A 16,334-nucleotide genomic window follows, 5' to 3' on the forward strand; every position below is an offset into this window, starting at 1 on the left:
AGCGGCCCATGAGATCACGCTGTCCCATGTTCACTCTCGCCGCCTGGTGGACGCGTCGACGCTATCGAGCCGTCTGACACCTCGAGTTACGTCTGCCAGTCGCTGGAGCCGTCTTTCCTGGTATAGGTGCCGGTGGAGTTCTGCACAATGATGGGATCACCGGCGCCGAAGTTGTCGAAGAACCACCGTGCGTTGGTGGGGCTGATGTTGATACAGCCGTGACTGACATCGCGTTTACCCTGATCGTTCACCGACCATGGAGCGCTGTGCACGAAGTTGCCGCTGTCGTCGAACCGGACAGCCAGCTCGACTGTCGTCTTGTAACCGTACGTCGAGTTGACGGGAACCCCGTAGGTCGAGGAATCCATCACCACCGAGGGCATCTTTTCTTGGACGTAATAGGTGCCGTTCGCGGTTTGGTGCCCGCCCGCCGCCATACCCATCGACATCGGGATCGTCTTCTCCACGGCCCCATTGCGCGTGACGGTGAGTTGATGCGTCGCGTCGTCCGCTGTGGCCACCAGCGTGTCTCCGGTGAAGAAGTTGGACACTGTGCCGCCCGCATCTATGGTCACCGCGGTGTGGGCGGGCCAGAAGCTCAACGGGCGCCAGCGGAGCTGCGTGGGAGTCATCCAGTAGAACTTGCCGGGAACCGGGGGGACTGACGAGATGTGGACGGCACCCTCGGTTGCGCCGGCGTCGTCAACCGGTCCGGGGAAGTTGATGATGATCGGCTGGGCCACCCCCACCGTCGCGCCGTTGACGGGGGCCACCTTCGGCGGCCCGAACGGTGCGGCGCCGATGAACGGTGTCGGGTCCTGACCGCCGGGAGCGGGTTCTGCCAGCGCAGGATCCGCACTCAGCATCACGACGCTGCTCAGTATCGAAGCCCCCCCGACAAACTTCAGAACGATGGAGCGACTTCCCCTGGTCGAGCCCGGCATGCGCATCCTTCCAGTCATTTTCTGGATACAGTCTCGCACTCGCGCGACGCGGTCGGCGTTCCCGGACCGGATCACCTACGTGTCGGGCACCGAACCCACTGTGCCACGCACCGCCGGATGCCACGATATCCAGGTGACTGACGGCCCGGGCGAAGTGGAAGGCACGTGGGCAACGGCCGGAGACGGTGGTGAGATCCGGCAGTTGACCCTGTTCTTCGCCGATCTGGTGGATTCGACCGCGCTATCGGCACGAGTGGAGCCCGAGACGTACCGATTGGTCGTCGGGCGATACCGCGAACAAGTGGAGCGCATCGTGAACGGGCACGACGGGCGAATCGGTTCCACCAAGGGGGACGGCCTGCTTGCGGTGTTCGGTCATCCCATCAACCTTGGCGACGACGCGCACCGCGCGACGCGAGCCGGGCTGGAGATCACCCGGGCGGTGGCACGGCTCAGCGAGCAGTCGCAGCGCCGATTCGGGTTCGGCGTCAACGTCCGGGTCGGGGTGCACCGGGGTGCGGTGTATCTGGACGCTGGTCAGGACGATTTCTCGGGATTGGCCGCCAATCTGGCGAGCGGGATCTCGGGTGCTGCGCCACCGGGTGCAGTCGTCGTCTCCGATGCGGTCGAGGCGTTGATAAGGAACGACTTTGAGCTGAAGGTCTGCGAACCGGCGGCAGTCAAGGGCGTCGACGAGCCGGTGCCCCATTACGTGGTGGTCAGTGAGCGCGTCGCTACCTGAGCGACAGGTAACGCTGCCATTCCGGCAATTGGCTGCCGGCGGCGAACCGGCCGGCGACGTCGTCGAGCCCGGTACGGGCGGGCTCTCCGCGCCATTCGTAATCATCCAGTGTGCAGCGCAATTCGTACAGGGTTGCTCCCTGTGCACGGGCAACGTCAAGGGCCGCAGCCAGATCCGCTTCACGGTCTTCTTTGCCGGGATGGGTGTGAGCGCGCAGGCGAAGCAATTCCGCCTCGTAGAAACACATTTCGATGCGGCGGCCCAGGCCGAGTGCGGTGTCCAGCTGGGCACGGGCCTCGTCCTGACGACCGGTGGCTGTGAACAGTCGGGCAAGAGCACCGTCGAACAACGTGATGAAGACTGTCAACCCGGCCGCGCGAACGATCGCGACGAACTCCATCGCGCGATCCACGAGCGGTCCGGCGTCTGGCTCGGCGGTGAAGACCGACCTCATCGCGTCGACGATGGCCAGCTGAGCGTTACCCCACAGCGCCCACACTTCGAAGCCGTGCCGCTCGGCGTGTTCGACCAGCTCGGCGGCCAGGGCCGCCGCGCGATCGAGCTGACGCGCTTCGATGCGTATCCAGATCTCGAAGAAGCGGGCAAACGCGAGACTGAACGGACCCTGCGGGAAACTCAGTTCCTCGGCTCGCTGCGCTGCGTCGCGTAGCTGCGCCTCTGCGCCGGGCAGGTCCCCGCATGCAATCCGGTCCAGACTGAGGATTCCGTGCGCCATGGTCATCGGGTCGGTCGGCGCGAACCAGAGCGACTCGAGCGGCTGCCGACCCGCCGCAGCGAATTCTGCTGTTGCCGTGACCATCTGCTCGCGCGCGGCGGCGAATCCGCCGTTCATCCATTCGCCGATGCCGATGCCCGCTTCGACGACGGGCCGGAAGAACGCCCGCTCGGAGCTCATGCCCGCGCGCAAGGACCGCAGCACCCGAGCGGAGCGGGGCAGATCTCCCAGGGCGAAGTAATAACCGGCCAGCGCGAACAGCGTGCCGACCACTTCGTCATCACGCACATCCGCGCCGCCGATCCGCAGACACTCCTCGAAATCGTCTGCGGTGGCGTCGTTTCGCGGGCCTTCGGCGGCCGACGCGAGGAATCCCCGCTCCAGGCGCACCGCCATCTCCTGCATATCGTGTGGCCGCCCGGGCGTCTGGTTGTCCACTTGCGCCAGGGCACGGGTCAGGTACCCGCGCGCTTCGGTGAGAGCGCCACGCCGGCGCGCATCGGTCGACGCCCGCCGGTACGCCGTCACCGCGGCGGCTGCCTTCTCCGCCTGCTCGTAATGTGCGGCCACCAGCTGCCACTCCGGATCGCCACCCACGCCGTTCACCAATGCGTCCGCGACCCTGCCGTGCAGGCCGCGACGCACGCTCGGTGGCGCCAACTCCAGGGCGATCTCGCGCAGCAACTCGTGCCGAAACCGCCACCCGCTCGGTCCCCATGGTTCCAGCACGCGCGCGTCGCTGAGCTCGGCGAGGACACTGTCGAGGACATCGTCATCGAGGGCGACAACGTAGCGCAGCAGGTCCCGGTCCAACTGGCGACCGATCAGCGCCGCCGCCTCGACCACCGGGACCACGTTGGCACTTGCCCGCAGCCGGGCGAGCAACGGCTCGTACAACCCCTCGGGAACCCCGGTTTCCGTGAGCCCGCCGACGACCTGCTCCACATAGAACGGCATCCCGTCGCAGCGCTGCGCGACCGTTGCTCGATCCTGTGCCGACAGCGTGGGATCCAGGGTGGCGATCAGTCGGTCCGCCTCGTCCTCCGTCAACGGGCCGAGGTCGATCGCCGTCACCGGCCACTCGGTGGGCAGCCACTGACCCGGGCGTCCCGTCACGACGATGAGCAGCCGCCCTGCGGCGGCATTCAGGACGGACCCGAGGATCTCGAGGGTGGACGGATCGAACCAGTGCGCATCCTCGACCACCAGCAGGCCCGGGCCTTTGCCGACACAAGCCAGCAGATAGTCCTGCACCGCCTGTCCGATCAATCGATAGAGCTTGCGTCCTTCTGCGGCAGCGGCCTGGTATCCGTGTTCCGGCGCGATGCCCAGTGCCGGGGCCAACAACGGCACAGCGGTTTCGGTGTCACCTCCGCAGACCGTCAGTTCGGCTTCGAGTAGTTGCAACTTCTCAGTGGGCGGGGTCAGTCTGCCCGTCCCGCAACGCTGTTCGATCAGGTTCCGGATCGGATACAGACCTGAGTCGGTGTGCAGGGCCGAACCCGTCAAGGTCAGCACCGCCGCCCCCGTATCCGAGGCCACCTTGGCGATGGCGGCCGCCAGCGCGGACTTGCCGATTCCCGGCTCGCCGCGCACCACCACACCGGGGGTCGACAACGTGCCTGCCTGAGCCTGCACCCAACGCTCCCGCAGCCACCCGAGTTCACGGTCACGCCCCACCAGCGGGGTGTGGGGTTGGGCCTGCGGTGCCCGCTCACCCAGCACGCGGTGATGGGCGACCAACTCGCTGACTCCCTTGACGGCGGCCGGTTCGCACCGCATCAGCTCGAAGGCATCGCACAGCAACGGCGCCACCGCATCAGAAATGACCACGGCGCCGGACGGAGCCAAGCCCGAGACCCGGGCCGCGAAGTTGGCGCCGAGGCCATAGACGTCACTTTGCGCGGTGTCCAGATAGACGAGCCCACGATGCACTCCCACCCTCGCGGCGGTCTTCATCTCGACGTGGTGCGCGAACTGCTCGCCGAGCAGCGCCACCTCCCTGGTGATCTCCAATCCGGCCAGCACCGCTCGGCGCACATCGTCTTCATGGGTTCTCGGATGTCCGAACACCGCGAGCAGACCCTCACCCGTCGGGGAGTCGATATGGCCGTCGAAGCGGTGCACGATGTCCAGCACCAGTCGGCGATAACGGCCCATCAACAGCCCGTAGGTGTCAAGAGTGCTGCTGCCGGACAGCAACGCGGAGTCGACCAGGTCGACATACAAGATCGTCAAACGCCGAATCTCGCCACGATCGTCGGGGGCGGTGAGTAGATCCTCGGCGTCGGCGTTCCCGTGGTCCATGGCCAGGACGTGGTCGGCGAGCGCGGCAGCAGTCACCCGATCGCCACGGTTGATCGCCGCCACCGCCTGATCCAGCAGATCATCGATGGACGAACCGGCACCGGGACGCGACTCGGGCGGGGGAGCCGTCCCACCGTCGCTCACGTCCACAGTGTGACACCGATGCACCTGCGGGCACGGCCTAACGGGTGTATGGATGAACAGACTCGGGAGGCGCGGTGGAGGTTGCCACGACGGCAGACGACGGCGGCTTGCGCGCGTCGCTTCGTGCGATCTGGTCATCGGTCGCCCCGTCCTGGGGTGAGCTTGCCGAGTATGTCGATGCGCGCGGAGCGGTGGTGGCTGCGGCGATGCTCGATGCCGCCGACCTCCGGAGCGGGGAGCGGGTGCTCGAACTGGCATGCGGCCCCGGCGGGGTAGGGATGGCTGCGGCCGCGAGTGTGGGGCCGCACGGTGCCGTGGTGCTCTCCGACATCGCACCGGAGATGACGGCGATCGCCGCGGAGCGAGCGGAGAAAGCGGGCCTGACCAACGTCACCACCCGCGAAGTGGACATCGAGCGGATCGACTATCCCGATGCCGCGTTCGACAAGGTGCTGTGCCGGGAAGGCCTGATGCTGGTGCCCGATCCCGCATCGGCCGTGCGGGAAGCCCGCCGGATCCTGCGGCCTGCCGGCCGCGCGGTGTTCGTCGTGTGGGGACCTCGGGATCGCAATCCATGGCTGGGTCTGCTGTTCGACGCGGTCACCGAGCAGATGGGTTTTCCCGTCCCGCCGCCTGGTGTGCCCGGTCCCTTCTCGCTGGAAGCACCTGGCGCACTGGAAGAAATGCTGGACGGGGCCGGGTTCACCGGCGTCGAGATCCAGGAGATCGCTACGCCGATGAAGGTCGCTTCGGTCGACGAGTGGTGGTCGGTCGTCCCGTCGCTGGCAGGGCCGCTTGCCCGGATGCTGGAGTCACTTCCCGCCGACGTCAGTGCGGACATTCGGGTCCGGGTCGACGCGGCGATGGCAGATTTCGCCACGCCGGAAGGCTACGACCTACCGGGAGCCGGCGTCCTCGGCGTCGGGACGAGCTCTTGAACTCTCGAACGCCGCCGAGCTCGATTTATCTGAAAAGACCAGTGCTGCAACGTTGCTCATATCTTGGTCGGCAGCGTTGGACTGGTGTGGCCCACTTTCGTGGGGCGTTGGTTGAAGATGGGAGAACAAATCCATCGAATCCACGTGGTGTCCTTGCGGTGAGTTGCGGCGGCCGGTTGCGGCGCCGTGGGTGTGGACTGAGCCGCACCGAGCGACCGAACATTTCGGCCACGTTACCTCGACCGTACACCGTCGGGCACTGGGGACACCTGTCCGGGATGCGCGCACGTGCGGCCGAGCGACCCGCAGAGCATCTGCCAGACGGGTGCGGATCCGGTGTGGACCCGCCAATCCGTCGGCAGAATGCTTGGCCCACATGATCAGCGGGTGGCGCAGAGTTGAACTGCCACAGTAGAATTCGTGGCAACAGCGGCGACTCGCTCTGGACGCTTGCGCCACCCATCAAGTCCAAGCCGGCCCTCGCGCAATTGCGGGTGAGCCGCCACGTGGGTGAGAGCCGAAGGCGCCGCTCCAACGTGCAAGTGCGCGTATGCTGGGGTTCTTCGGCGGTATCCCGCACACGTGACCAACTCGAGCCGTGTCATCGCTGATCCGAGGTAGCGGGCCGATCGCCCGCCAAGAATGGATCGTCGTCATGACGTCACACCAGTCACGCAAGAATGATCTGAACGGTGCCGTCCCGGCCGAGACACCGCGACTGCGCCTCAAGCCCAAGGGGTCCCCGCTGGGTCGGGCGGACGGGGCGTGGTGGCCGCACAGCGCCGACCTCGCCTCCGAATTGCCCGATCTGCTGGCGGTGCTGTCGGTTCGCCTCGGTCGCATCGCACGGGTGCTGTACAACGTCGGTGAGTGGGCCGAGCCGCCCCGCAAACTCGTCACGGGTGGACGGACGGTGCGTCTCGACGGGTACCTACGCCAGCCGGCCGACACCATCGAGATCCTCGGCCTCGACGGTGAACGCCTGATCCTGCTGGTGATCCCGCCGGGTGCGGAGTCGCACTCGGCGCACAGCACGATGATGGCGGTGGCGCAGCCGACCGATGTGGAGGGACGCGACGCCGCCGACAGACCCGCCATGGTGGCGGTGGGAACTTGACCGGCTCCCGTCACGAACACGGGGGCCGATGAGGCGGACCTTGGGTGTCGAGGAGGAATTCAACCTCGTCGACCTGAAGACTCGCCGGTTGACCATTCATCGCCAAGACGGCGGGGCGCGTGCCCGGGGACACCGTTGGTGCCGGGGTGGGCACGCTGTCGCTGATGTCGCGAAATGGTAGACCCAGCAATTGATTTCGAATCAACGCGGGATCGGCGGAACGGGAGGCGCGAAAGTCCTGACTGCTCTTCGCCCGCCTTCTCGGGAGCGTGCTCGCCGGGTTGATGCCCGTCTCACTGGTGTGTGACGGGCGGTCGAGGCCTCGCATCGCTAGGGTGAGCAGGAAGAAACATGTAGGGCTGCACCCGTCGTCGGCACACCGCTGCGGCAGTTCTCCCGAGTAAAAGATCGGCGGTAACCATCAGTACCCTCATCCGCGAGGTGGGCACCCATCTCGATGTCGAGATCACCGATCCGAGCACGCTGGAGTTCCAGATTGCTGTCGCCCCACATCCCGGAGCGCAGGTCTCGGAATCGTTGACGTTCGTGTTGAACGGCCAACAGATCAGCGCGACGGAGATCAGCGGCGTGCACGGCAACCGGATCCACAAATTCGATTCGGGTGTGGGCAGCCTGACTGTCGACTACTCCGCCACAATCGTCGGAAACAGCGAACCCGCTCCCGTCACCGACTACGACCTTTCGCAGTACCTGCGGCCGAGCCGCTACGCGGAGTCGGACAAGTTCTACGGTTTCGCCGGCTTCGAGTTCAATCAATACTCAGACAAGGCAACACTTTTGGCGAAGATCTCGTCATGGGTGGGGGCGCGGTTGAGTTACGTGCCCGGCTCCAGTGATCCCATCGACGGCGCCGAGGACACCCTGCTGGCCGGTGCCGGCGTGTGCCGCGATTACGCGCACCTGGTCGTCGCGCTCCTGCGTGCGGTGAACGTTCCGGCCCGCCTGGTCGCGGTGTACGCGCCCGGCTGTGTGCCCATGGACTTCCACGCGGTCGCCGAGGCCTACGTGGACGGGCAGTGGCGCGTCGTCGACGCCACCTGCCTGGCGCCGCGGCAGACGCTGGTCCGCATCGCCACCGGCCGCGACGCCGCCGATACGGCCTTCCTGGACAACCACGGGGGATCCATCACGCTGACCAACATGGTTGTCACCGCGACCACCAATCAGAATCTGCCGTACGACCCGCTGGACCAGGTCGTGTCGATCAGCTGACGGCCAGCTCCGTGAGTTCTTCCGACGCCGCCCACAGTCGCCGAGCAGACGCGTTGTCCTGCAACGGCTTCCACAGCTTCTGCTGCCCCGGCGGGCCGCCCGCATTGCCTGGCCACTGCGGTCCGTAGAAACCACCGCCCTCGCCGACGGTTGCGGCCATCAGCGCAGGCAACTTCGCGGTGTCGACCGTTCCAACCAGCAGGCCGCGCGCCGACAGCCACCGAATCATCCGCACACCGACGGTGTCGGTGGCCCGACCCACCTCGGGGCGGGCGGCGAGCAGACTGGTCGGGGCCACCCCGGGATGGGAGATGGTGCTGGTGATTCCCCACCCGAGAGCCGCGCTGCGGCGGCTGAGCTCCAGCCCGAACAGCCCGCACGCGATCTTGGACTGCCGGTAGGCGGCCATGCCGTCGTACTTCTGCTCCCAGTTCAGGTCAGCCCAGTTGATCTCACCGCCGCGCGCAGCGACGCTGGTCTGCGACGTGACCCGCGCGTGCCCCGCCTTCAACAGCGGCAGCAGGCGGCCGGTCAGCGCGAAATGTCCCAGGTGGTTCGTGCCGAACTGCAGCTCGAATCCATCGGTGGTGCGCTGCAGGTCGGGCGGTGTCATCACGCCGGCATTGTTGATGAGCACGTGGATCGGAGTCCCGTCTGCGCACAGTTTGTCGCCGAGCGCGTGCACCGATGCCAGCGACGAGAGGTCAAGGTCCTCCAGCGACAGCTTCGCGTGCGGGCACTGCCGGCGAATCGCGGCGGCGGCCGCCTCACCCTTACGCGCGTTGCGGACCGGCATGATCACCTCGGCGCCTGCGGTGGCGAGTCGCGCAGCGATGCCGAGTCCGATGCCGTCGCTCGCACCGGTCACCACCGCGCGCTGTCCCGAGAGGTCCGGGATCGGGAGGTCGTACTGTCCGCGTGGCATGGGCCGCTCCTGCCTGGGGGTGAACACTCACCGACGACACTGCCGCGCGGACGGCGCCGTATCCACTGTCTGCCGATCCGTGGCTCAGCGAACGGGACCGGTAGAGACTGAGGCGGTGATCGATCGCGCGGGTCTGGCGGAATTTCTGGTGCACCGACGGGCGGCACTGCAGCCGGAGGACGTCGGGCTGCCTCGGGGGCGACGCCGGCGCACCAGCGGACTGCGCCGTGAAGAGGTCGCCGCGTTGTGCCACATGTCGGCGGACTACTACGCGCGGCTGGAACGCGAACGCGGCCCACAACCCTCGGCCCAGATGATCGCCTCGATCGCCCAGGGCCTGCACCTGTCCCGGGATGAGCGTGACCACCTGTTCCGGCTCGCCGGACATCAACCGCCCCAGCGGGGTGCTGGGACCGAGCACATCAGCCCCGGCATGCTGCGGATCTTCGACAGGCTCACCGATACTCCGGCCGAGATCGTCACCGAATTGGGCGAGACGCTGCGCCAGACTCCGCTGGGCATCGCGCTCGTCGGCGACTTGGTGCGGTACAGCGGCCCGGCCCGCAGCATCGGGTATCGATGGTTCACCGATCCGGCCGTCCGCGACCTCTACCCGAGCGAGGACCATGCCTTCTACTCGCGGATGTACGCGTCGGGCCTGCGCAGGGTGCTCACCGTGCGCGGACCCGAATCCACGGCTGCGCACCTCGCCGCGTTACTCACCGCGCAGAGCGATGAGTTCCGTGCGGTCTGGGATGAGCACGAGGTGGGCGTCGTTCCGCGCGAGCTCAAGCGTTATCGGCACCCCGAGGTCGGGCTGCTGGAACTCCACTGTCAGATCCTGCTGGACCCCGAAGAATCGCACACGCTGCTGGTGTACACCGCGGCGCCGGGAAGTGAGAGCTACGAGAAGCTGGCGCTGCTGTCGGTGATCGGCACCACCTCGCCGATATGAGGATCGCGCCACTGGGTACCCGACAACCATGCTGATCACGAAGGAAAACCTGCGACGGCTGTTGCAGGGCGAGGACGACGCGGTGCTGGTACTGCGTGAAGGGCGCGTCCACATCGTGTCCGCCGGCGACGAATCCGGCGGCCTGGAGGTGATCTCCCGAGTGGACCTGATGGGCAGGCTCGGGGACGCCGAGGACTCCGACGGGGAATTGGCCCACCAAGCCGCCGCGCTGGACACCGCGGTATCCGAGCTGGGCGGCTGACCTACCGGTGTAGACGCGGGATGTCGTCGCCGGGGCGCCGGAACCGGTGGATGCGTTTGCGCACCGTGGGAGCCGACAGGGCCTCGAACTCCATGGGCGGCAAGGACATCTGGAAGAGCAGGCCGCGGCCGCCGGACCCGTCGAGCAGCGCGCCGAGCCCCGCCACGGGCAGCTTGAGGACCATCGCGTAGTAACACGGGTGGGTGCCCTCGAACTGCAAACGGTAGACGCCGAAGCCGCTGAGGTTCGAGATCAACGGGTTCCACCGCGCCGGATCGAACGCCGTCGACACACAGCGTGCGGCTCGCCACCGCCCCGACGCATCGAGGAACTGTTGGTTGACGCGCAGATCGCGGTGCTCGTCGAAGTGGTCCACGGTGTGGCGAATGCGCTCGGCGACCGAATCGGCGGCCTCACCCCTGCGCAGGCCGATGTTCAGGGTGGTGAGGACGTTTCCGACCAGCATCGGATCGAGCCCGCAGCGGGTCCGCGCGTTCACCGCGATCGCCAGGGTACGACGGTCCACCGCCGGATCCGCGGACATCAGCACCTCGCAAAGATGTGCGCACACCGCATCATTGGCCGACAACCGGATGCGGTGCCCGTACGCGTGGCGCATCCGGTCGATCTCGTCGTCGCCGAAGTAGAGCGTCAGCGTCCGCTGGGTACGCGCCCCTTTGGCGAGGTAGGCCACGCTGCGGACCAGTTCGGCCGGCCCGAGGCAGCGCACTCCGGGTTCGGCGGCACCCCCGGCGGGGAGGTGCTCGGCGAGATAGCGGGCTCGATCCTCCGGGATCACCGGTGCGGCCGGTGCGCTGCCGGCGGCAGCGGCGGTCCACGCGTTCATGAACTGCATCAGCGTCTGCATATCGCCGATCGCGTGGTGCCAGGAGAATCCGATGGCGGTGGCGTCGTCCGCGAGATGCGCGACCCGGACTTTGCACACCGGACCCCAACCCCACCGGGCCGCAACGCCGTTCACGGGATCGATCAGCCAGTGGCCGGCGTCCGCCGACACCGAACCGACGGCGTCGGCGAGCGTGCGGGGCGAGGACAGACAGCGTAAGGGCACGCCCTGCCCGCGGCACCGGATGGTCATGGCGCCGTCGACCAGACCCAGGCGAGCGGCGAAGATCGGCAGGCTGGTCAGTGCCTCCCCGAACGCTGCCGCGAGCGCGCGGGTGTCGAGACGCCGCTCGAAGAAGAACACGCAGTGCATGGCCAGGTTCGCGACGATGGCGTCGCCGACGTCGCAGCGGATGTCGAACTGCCGGGCCTGCGCCGGCCGGATCACCTGGGTGGGCACGCGCCATCCCGCCGGTGCAACACGACGCGGGCCCCATGCTGCGGGATGTGCGCGACGCCCTGGAACACCGACCTCTCGTCGGGCGCGGCGTCTGTCTGAATCACGAAGTCGCGCAGCACCGTCCGCAGCACGATGTCCATCTCGGTGAGGGCGAACTCGGCGCCGAGACACCGCCGGGCGCCACCGCCGAACGCCAGCCACCGGGAGCCGGGTGACGTGGCTGCGGGGAACCGAGACGGATCGAACCGGTCGGGGTGCGCGAAGCCGGCCGGATCCTCGTGCAGATCGGCAATGCGCAGCAGTATCGTGTGCTCCCGCGGAATTCGCCACGGGCCGAGGCTGAAATCCGTTGCCCGCACCCGGCGCCCGGCCACATCGATGACGGTGCGGATGCGCAGCAGTTCCAGCACGGTGGCCCGGCGCAGGTCGCTGCCGCCCTGATCCACCTCGTCGACCAATTCGGCCACCACCGCCGGATGGCGCCGCAACCGTTCGAACGCCCAGCCCAAGGCCGCGGCGGTGGTTTCGTGCCCGGCGCCTATCAAGGTCACCACCTCATCGCAGATCTCGGCTCGGGTGAGGCCGCCGGACACCAACATCGCCATGATGTCGGTGCGCTCGCCGAGCAGCGGGTCGGCCTCGGTCTCGTCGATGAGTGTGCCGATGACGAGATCGAAAGCGGCGCGCAGCTTGTCGAGCTTGCGCCACGGGCTGTATCGGCGGATGCCGGCGGGCGGTGCGGGCAGGAACGCGAGCAGCTGCCCTCGCTTCATGAACGGCGGGACGATCCCGCGCAACGGGTCGACGTCCGCGTCGTCGCCGAAGATCGCGCGCAGGATCACATTCAGCGTGATCCTTTTCATCGACTCGAGGATCGGGAATTCCACACCATCGGGCCAGCGCGCGCTCTCACGTCGTGTCTCCTCTTCGATCACCATGGCGTGGTGCTGCAGGCGGTGGCCGTGAAAGGCCGGGGCCAGCAGGCGGCGCCGCGCCCGGTGTCGGTCGCCGTCGAGCGCGAAGATGGATCCGGGCCCGAACAGATTGCTCATGTTCGGCCTTACGTTGACCAGTTGATCGGCGGGTGCTGTGCATACCGCTTTCGTCAGCGCCGGATCGGAAACGACCACAGTCCGCCCGAAAACCGGGATGGACAGCTCGAATGCGCGCCCGTGCCGTTGGATCGAGGTCCGCATCGCCCGCCGGCGGCCTATCGCGAACTGAAGACCCTGCACCACGGTGGGCGAGCGCACGGCCGGTGGGGTCGACGCCCCGCACGGATTGGCCATGCCGTCACGCTAAATCGGCGCGGTCGACGTGATTCGAGTACCGCACTACTCGAATCACCGGGAGTTCTCCGAGTGACGATGGGCGGTCGCCACACCACAGTCGGGAGGCTCGATTTCGATGCGCATGAATCCGGCATTGCAACTCAAGGGCGTCGACAAGGCCTACCTCCGTGGCGACGAGCAGGTGCGGGTACTCGCCGACTTCGACTTCACGCTGGAGGCGGGCGAATTCGTCGTCGTCACCGGGCCGTCGGGCGTCGGCAAATCGACACTGTTGCATGTCGCGGGCGGCCTGGACGCCCCCGACGCAGGCACGGTGGAGGTCGGGGGCCGCGACGTCTGGTCCATGAGTACCGGTGCCCGTGCGGCCTTCCGGCGGCGCAACCTGGGATTCGTCTTCCAATTCTTCAACCTGGTGCCGATGCTCACCGCCGTGGAGAACGTGTCGTTGCCGCTGGTGCTCGACGGGATGGCGGCCCGCAAGGCCGACGCCCGAGCCGAGGAACTGCTCGAACGGGTCGGCCTCGGTGACCGCACCCGGTACCGCCCGGCGGAGCTGTCGGGCGGCCAGATGCAGCGGGTGGCGGTGGCCCGTGCGCTCGTGGCGCGGCCCGCCATCGTGCTCGCCGACGAGCCGACCGGAAACCTGGACAGCAACTCCTCGACCGAGGTCCTCGAACTCCTGCGCGCGATGTCGGACGAGGACGGTGCCGCGGTCGTCATGGTCACCCATGACCAGGCCGCGGTCGGCTACGGTTCCCGCACAGTGGATCTCGCCGACGCGGGCGCGACCGTCGAGGAACGCTGATGCAGTGGCTGCGGGCCGGGTGGATGTCATTTCGGCGGATCCATCTGGCCGCGCTGCGTGCCGACTGGCGGCGGACACTGCTGAGCGTCGTCGGTGTGGCGCTGGGCGTGACGGTGGTACTCGGCACGCTCATCCTCAAAGCGGAACTCACCCGCCCGTTCGACTCCTTCGGCCCCGCACTGGCGCACGCCGCCGACGGCGGTGTGCTCGAGGTCGTCCCGAACGTGAGCGGCCGCTTGCCGGACCGGACGGTGGACCGGCTGCGCGCCGAGGTGGCGGGAGCGGATGCCGTCATTCCCGTTGTCGCCGCCCTGACCCCGGTGGACCTCGCAGGGACCAGCCGCGGCTTCTTCCTGCTCGGTGGGTCATGTCAGATCGAGCGGTTGGTCGGCGCATTCAACTGCGCACAACGCGCGCAGCAGAAGCCGGCGGACGGACCGGGCGTGCCTCTGTTGCTGCCTGCGGTCATCGCCGAACGGCACGGCCTCACCGTGGGTGATGAGTTGCGGCTACCCGGGTTACCGCCGAACTCTGCGCACCTCGGCTGGACGTTCGCCGAATTCGACCAGGTCGCCGACATCAACGACGGATACGTGCTGTTGGCACCGTCCACCGATGTCGCTGCGGCCCTGCTGTCCACACCCGGCTTCGTCACCGCCGCGTTTGTGTTGTCCAAGACGGGCGCGGACGTAACGGCCGACGTGGACCGTGTCGCCGTAGGTATCGCCGCGGCGGGGCCGCCCCGGCCGCATCTGCCCGCGGTGTTCGAGAACGCCACGCAGAGCTTCGATCTCACCGCGCTCGCCGGAATCATCGTCGGCATCCTCATCGCCGTGAACACAATCCTGCTGGCGGTGGAGGACCGGCGGGCCGTGATGGGAACCATTGGCGCGATCGGTGCCAAACCGGCCGGGCTGTTCGCCGGGATGCTGGGTGAAGGCGCGGTGGTCGGCCTGTTGGGCGGATTGGCCGGTGTGCCAACCGGATTCCTACTCGGGACGTATCTGGTGAACCGGTTCGGTCAGGCCATGCTGGCCGGGTCGGGTGGGACGATCACGCCGCATTTCACGCCGAACCTCGTCGTGATCGGAGCGGTCGCGGGGACCATCTGCGGGACGGTGGCGATGGTCGGGCCCGCGCTGCGGCTGGTGCGCGACGGGCCGTTGGCCGCCATGGCGAGTGCCGGGGGAGTGCAGCGCGCCAGGAAGATCCCGGTGTGGCCGCTGATCGCCGGCGTCGCCATGTTGGTGGGTTCGGTTGTGGTGCTGAAGGTTTTTGCCCAAGGGGCCCTGCCGCTGAACGTGGGAATCAACGGGATGACGCTGGGGTTGGCCGGTGTGGTACTGGTGACGGTGTGGATCGCGCCGCGGGCGGCGGAGATGCTGATCGGGCTGCTGACGCGTGTGCACCCCGCCGTCGGGCGCCTGCTGGGCGCCGATTTCCGCCGCTACGCATTGCTTTTCGCGCTGTCCGCCGCGCTGCTGGCCGAGGCCACCAGCTTGGCGATCGGCTCACACAGCATGCAGTTGCTCGGCACCGCGCAGGTTGCGGCGCAGAAGGCCGACCGGCTGCCCACATCGTTGTTGATCACCTCGCAGTCGGTGCTCGATCAGCGGGACGGGCGGCTGTCCGATGCGACGTTCGCCATGGTGGCTGGGGCAGCCGACGTGCACAGGGTGTCGTCGCGCTGGCGGTCCGTCCTCTCCTCCGGTTCGTCGTCGCGGTTGATCGACGGCGTTACGCCGGGGGATTGGTACAGCCAGGCCCTCTACGAGCCGACGGAGGACTCCGACGATTTCTGGAAACGGCTGCGGGACGGGGACATCGGTCTGAGCGAGATCGCCGCCGGCCGGCTGCGGGCCGCGCCGGGCGACACGGTCGAGCTGCCAACCGTGCACGGGCCCAAGCAGTTCCGCGTGGCCGGAATCTTTCGTGCCCAGATGATCAACGACGCCGCCGTCGGCGATATCGTGCTCACGTCGCGGGATGCGGCGCGGTCGGACTGGGCCGCCGTACGCGAACAGGTCGCGGTGGCGTACCCGTCCGGCGCGGACGCGACCGTCCACCGGCCGGACTTCCTGGGTCTCGGCGCGGGATTGTCGGTGTACGACAACGAACAATGGCGGGCGGAAGCCGCCACCGGGATCACCCGGTTCCTGGAGCCGTTCACCATCGCGGGATACCTGGTGATGATCGCCGCCGGGGTGAGCGTACTCAACGTGTTCGTGCTGGGTCTGGTGCAGAGGAAACGTGAACGCGCTGCGTTGCGGGCGATCGGGGTGACCGCCGGGCAGGAGCAGGCGGTGATCGTCGCCAACGCTGTGCTGCTCGTCCTGCTGGTTGCCTGCCTCGCCGTAATGGGGGGAGTGGGGCTGACCTATCTGTGGTCGCTGGGATCGCCGGTGTATTACGGCATCACCATCGGCTGGGGAGCGCCGCCGCTGTCCCTGCGGATGGGCGTGGTGACCGTACTCATCCTCGTTACGACTGCGGCCGTCTACCCGGTGCTGCACGCGCGGCGTCTGGAGACGGCAGAGGTGCTGCGAAACAGTTGACGCCGGGAGGATTGAAACCCACCGCCGCTGGGTATTCCGCCTTTGTCGGAAACGTCAATAACTTTAGGAGCGT

13 protein-coding genes are annotated in these 16,334 nt (G+C 67.6%); 8 read left to right on the forward strand and 5 right to left on the reverse strand.

Annotation, left to right across the window (positions count from 1 at the left end; translation table 11 throughout):
* Positions 1–86 precede the first annotated feature (86 nt).
* Complete coding sequence (locus AC1DY7_RS08050; protein ID WP_477493114.1) at positions 87–962, reverse strand: L,D-transpeptidase; 876 nt, start codon at positions 960–962, stop codon at positions 87–89.
* A gap of 115 nt (positions 963–1,077) precedes the next feature.
* Between AC1DY7_RS08050 and AC1DY7_RS08055 the strand changes: the two genes are divergently transcribed.
* A complete protein-coding gene (locus AC1DY7_RS08055; RefSeq protein ID WP_477493115.1) occupies positions 1,078–1,686 on the forward strand; it encodes an adenylate/guanylate cyclase domain-containing protein in 609 nt (202 codons plus the stop codon).
* Here the strand turns inward: AC1DY7_RS08055 and AC1DY7_RS08060 are convergent.
* Positions 1,679–4,873 carry an ATP-binding protein gene (locus AC1DY7_RS08060; RefSeq protein ID WP_477493116.1) on the reverse strand — a complete coding sequence of 1,065 codons (3,195 nt, stop codon included), beginning with the start codon at positions 4,871–4,873 and terminating at the stop codon, positions 1,679–1,681. The genes AC1DY7_RS08055 and AC1DY7_RS08060 overlap by 8 nt on opposite strands.
* A 74-nt stretch (positions 4,874–4,947) precedes the next feature.
* Between AC1DY7_RS08060 and AC1DY7_RS08065 the strand changes: the two genes are divergently transcribed.
* The 3 genes from AC1DY7_RS08065 to AC1DY7_RS08075 all read left to right on the forward strand — a co-directional run bounded on the left by AC1DY7_RS08065 (position 4,948) and on the right by AC1DY7_RS08075 (position 8,161).
* Positions 4,948–5,811 (forward strand): class I SAM-dependent methyltransferase, encoded by an 864-nt coding sequence (locus tag AC1DY7_RS08065; protein WP_477493117.1) that lies wholly within the window; start codon positions 4,948–4,950, stop codon positions 5,809–5,811.
* A 655-nt stretch (positions 5,812–6,466) separates the two neighbouring features.
* The gene (locus tag AC1DY7_RS08070; protein WP_477493118.1) at positions 6,467–6,928 is read left to right on the forward strand and encodes a DUF5994 family protein; all 462 of its coding nucleotides are present in this window, start codon (positions 6,467–6,469) and stop codon (positions 6,926–6,928) included.
* Positions 6,929–7,369: 441 nt separating this feature from the next.
* Positions 7,370–8,161, forward strand: a complete 792-nt coding sequence (locus AC1DY7_RS08075) for a transglutaminase-like domain-containing protein (RefSeq protein WP_477493119.1) — start codon at positions 7,370–7,372, stop codon at positions 8,159–8,161.
* Here the strand turns inward: AC1DY7_RS08075 and AC1DY7_RS08080 are convergent.
* Positions 8,154–9,086 (reverse strand): SDR family oxidoreductase, encoded by a 933-nt coding sequence (locus tag AC1DY7_RS08080; protein WP_477493120.1) that lies wholly within the window; start codon positions 9,084–9,086, stop codon positions 8,154–8,156. The genes AC1DY7_RS08075 and AC1DY7_RS08080 overlap by 8 nt on opposite strands.
* A gap of 115 nt (positions 9,087–9,201) precedes the next feature.
* Between AC1DY7_RS08080 and AC1DY7_RS08085 the strand changes: the two genes are divergently transcribed.
* Entirely contained in the window at positions 9,202–10,041 is an 840-nt protein-coding gene (locus tag AC1DY7_RS08085) for a helix-turn-helix transcriptional regulator (protein WP_477493121.1), read from the forward strand.
* A 28-nt stretch (positions 10,042–10,069) separates the two neighbouring features.
* Entirely contained in the window at positions 10,070–10,303 is a 234-nt protein-coding gene (locus AC1DY7_RS08090) for a hypothetical protein (RefSeq protein ID WP_477493122.1), read from the forward strand.
* A gap of 1 nt (position 10,304) precedes the next feature.
* Here the strand turns inward: AC1DY7_RS08090 and AC1DY7_RS08095 are convergent, their stop codons facing one another.
* The gene (locus AC1DY7_RS08095) at positions 10,305–11,609 is read right to left on the reverse strand and encodes an acyltransferase (RefSeq protein ID WP_477493123.1); all 1,305 of its coding nucleotides are present in this window, start codon (positions 11,607–11,609) and stop codon (positions 10,305–10,307) included.
* Positions 11,594–12,898 (reverse strand): cytochrome P450, encoded by a 1,305-nt coding sequence (locus AC1DY7_RS08100; protein WP_477493124.1) that lies wholly within the window; start codon positions 12,896–12,898, stop codon positions 11,594–11,596. Before AC1DY7_RS08100 ends, AC1DY7_RS08095 begins: the two co-directional genes overlap by 16 nt.
* 118 nt (positions 12,899–13,016) lie before the next feature.
* Between AC1DY7_RS08100 and AC1DY7_RS08105 the strand changes: the two genes are divergently transcribed.
* Together AC1DY7_RS08105 and AC1DY7_RS08110 are read left to right on the forward strand one after the other, a co-directional pair.
* The gene (locus AC1DY7_RS08105; RefSeq protein WP_477493125.1) at positions 13,017–13,706 is read left to right on the forward strand and encodes an ABC transporter ATP-binding protein; all 690 of its coding nucleotides are present in this window, start codon (positions 13,017–13,019) and stop codon (positions 13,704–13,706) included.
* The gene (locus AC1DY7_RS08110) at positions 13,706–16,261 is read left to right on the forward strand and encodes an ABC transporter permease (RefSeq protein WP_477493126.1); all 2,556 of its coding nucleotides are present in this window, start codon (positions 13,706–13,708) and stop codon (positions 16,259–16,261) included. Before AC1DY7_RS08105 ends, AC1DY7_RS08110 begins: the two co-directional genes overlap by 1 nt.
* Positions 16,262–16,334: the final 73 nt, after the last annotated feature.

The sequence above is a fragment of the Mycobacterium sp. P2_H7 genome (assembly GCF_056403275.1).

What these genes read in the sequence shown, in the direction of transcription:
- AC1DY7_RS08050 (WP_477493114.1), bottom strand. Translation starts at nt 962, where the DNA reads ATGACTGGAAGGATGCGCATGCCGGGCTCGACCAGGGGAAGTCGCTCC.
- AC1DY7_RS08070 (WP_477493118.1), top strand. Translation starts at nt 6,467, where the DNA reads ATGACGTCACACCAGTCACGCAAGAATGATCTGAACGGTGCCGTCCCG.
- AC1DY7_RS08080 (WP_477493120.1), bottom strand. Translation starts at nt 9,086, where the DNA reads ATGCCACGCGGACAGTACGACCTCCCGATCCCGGACCTCTCGGGACAG.
- AC1DY7_RS08090 (WP_477493122.1), top strand. Translation starts at nt 10,070, where the DNA reads ATGCTGATCACGAAGGAAAACCTGCGACGGCTGTTGCAGGGCGAGGAC.
- AC1DY7_RS08100 (WP_477493124.1), bottom strand. Translation starts at nt 12,898, where the DNA reads ATGGCCAATCCGTGCGGGGCGTCGACCCCACCGGCCGTGCGCTCGCCC.
- AC1DY7_RS08105 (WP_477493125.1), top strand. Translation starts at nt 13,017, where the DNA reads ATGCGCATGAATCCGGCATTGCAACTCAAGGGCGTCGACAAGGCCTAC.
- AC1DY7_RS08110 (WP_477493126.1), top strand. Translation starts at nt 13,706, where the DNA reads ATGCAGTGGCTGCGGGCCGGGTGGATGTCATTTCGGCGGATCCATCTG.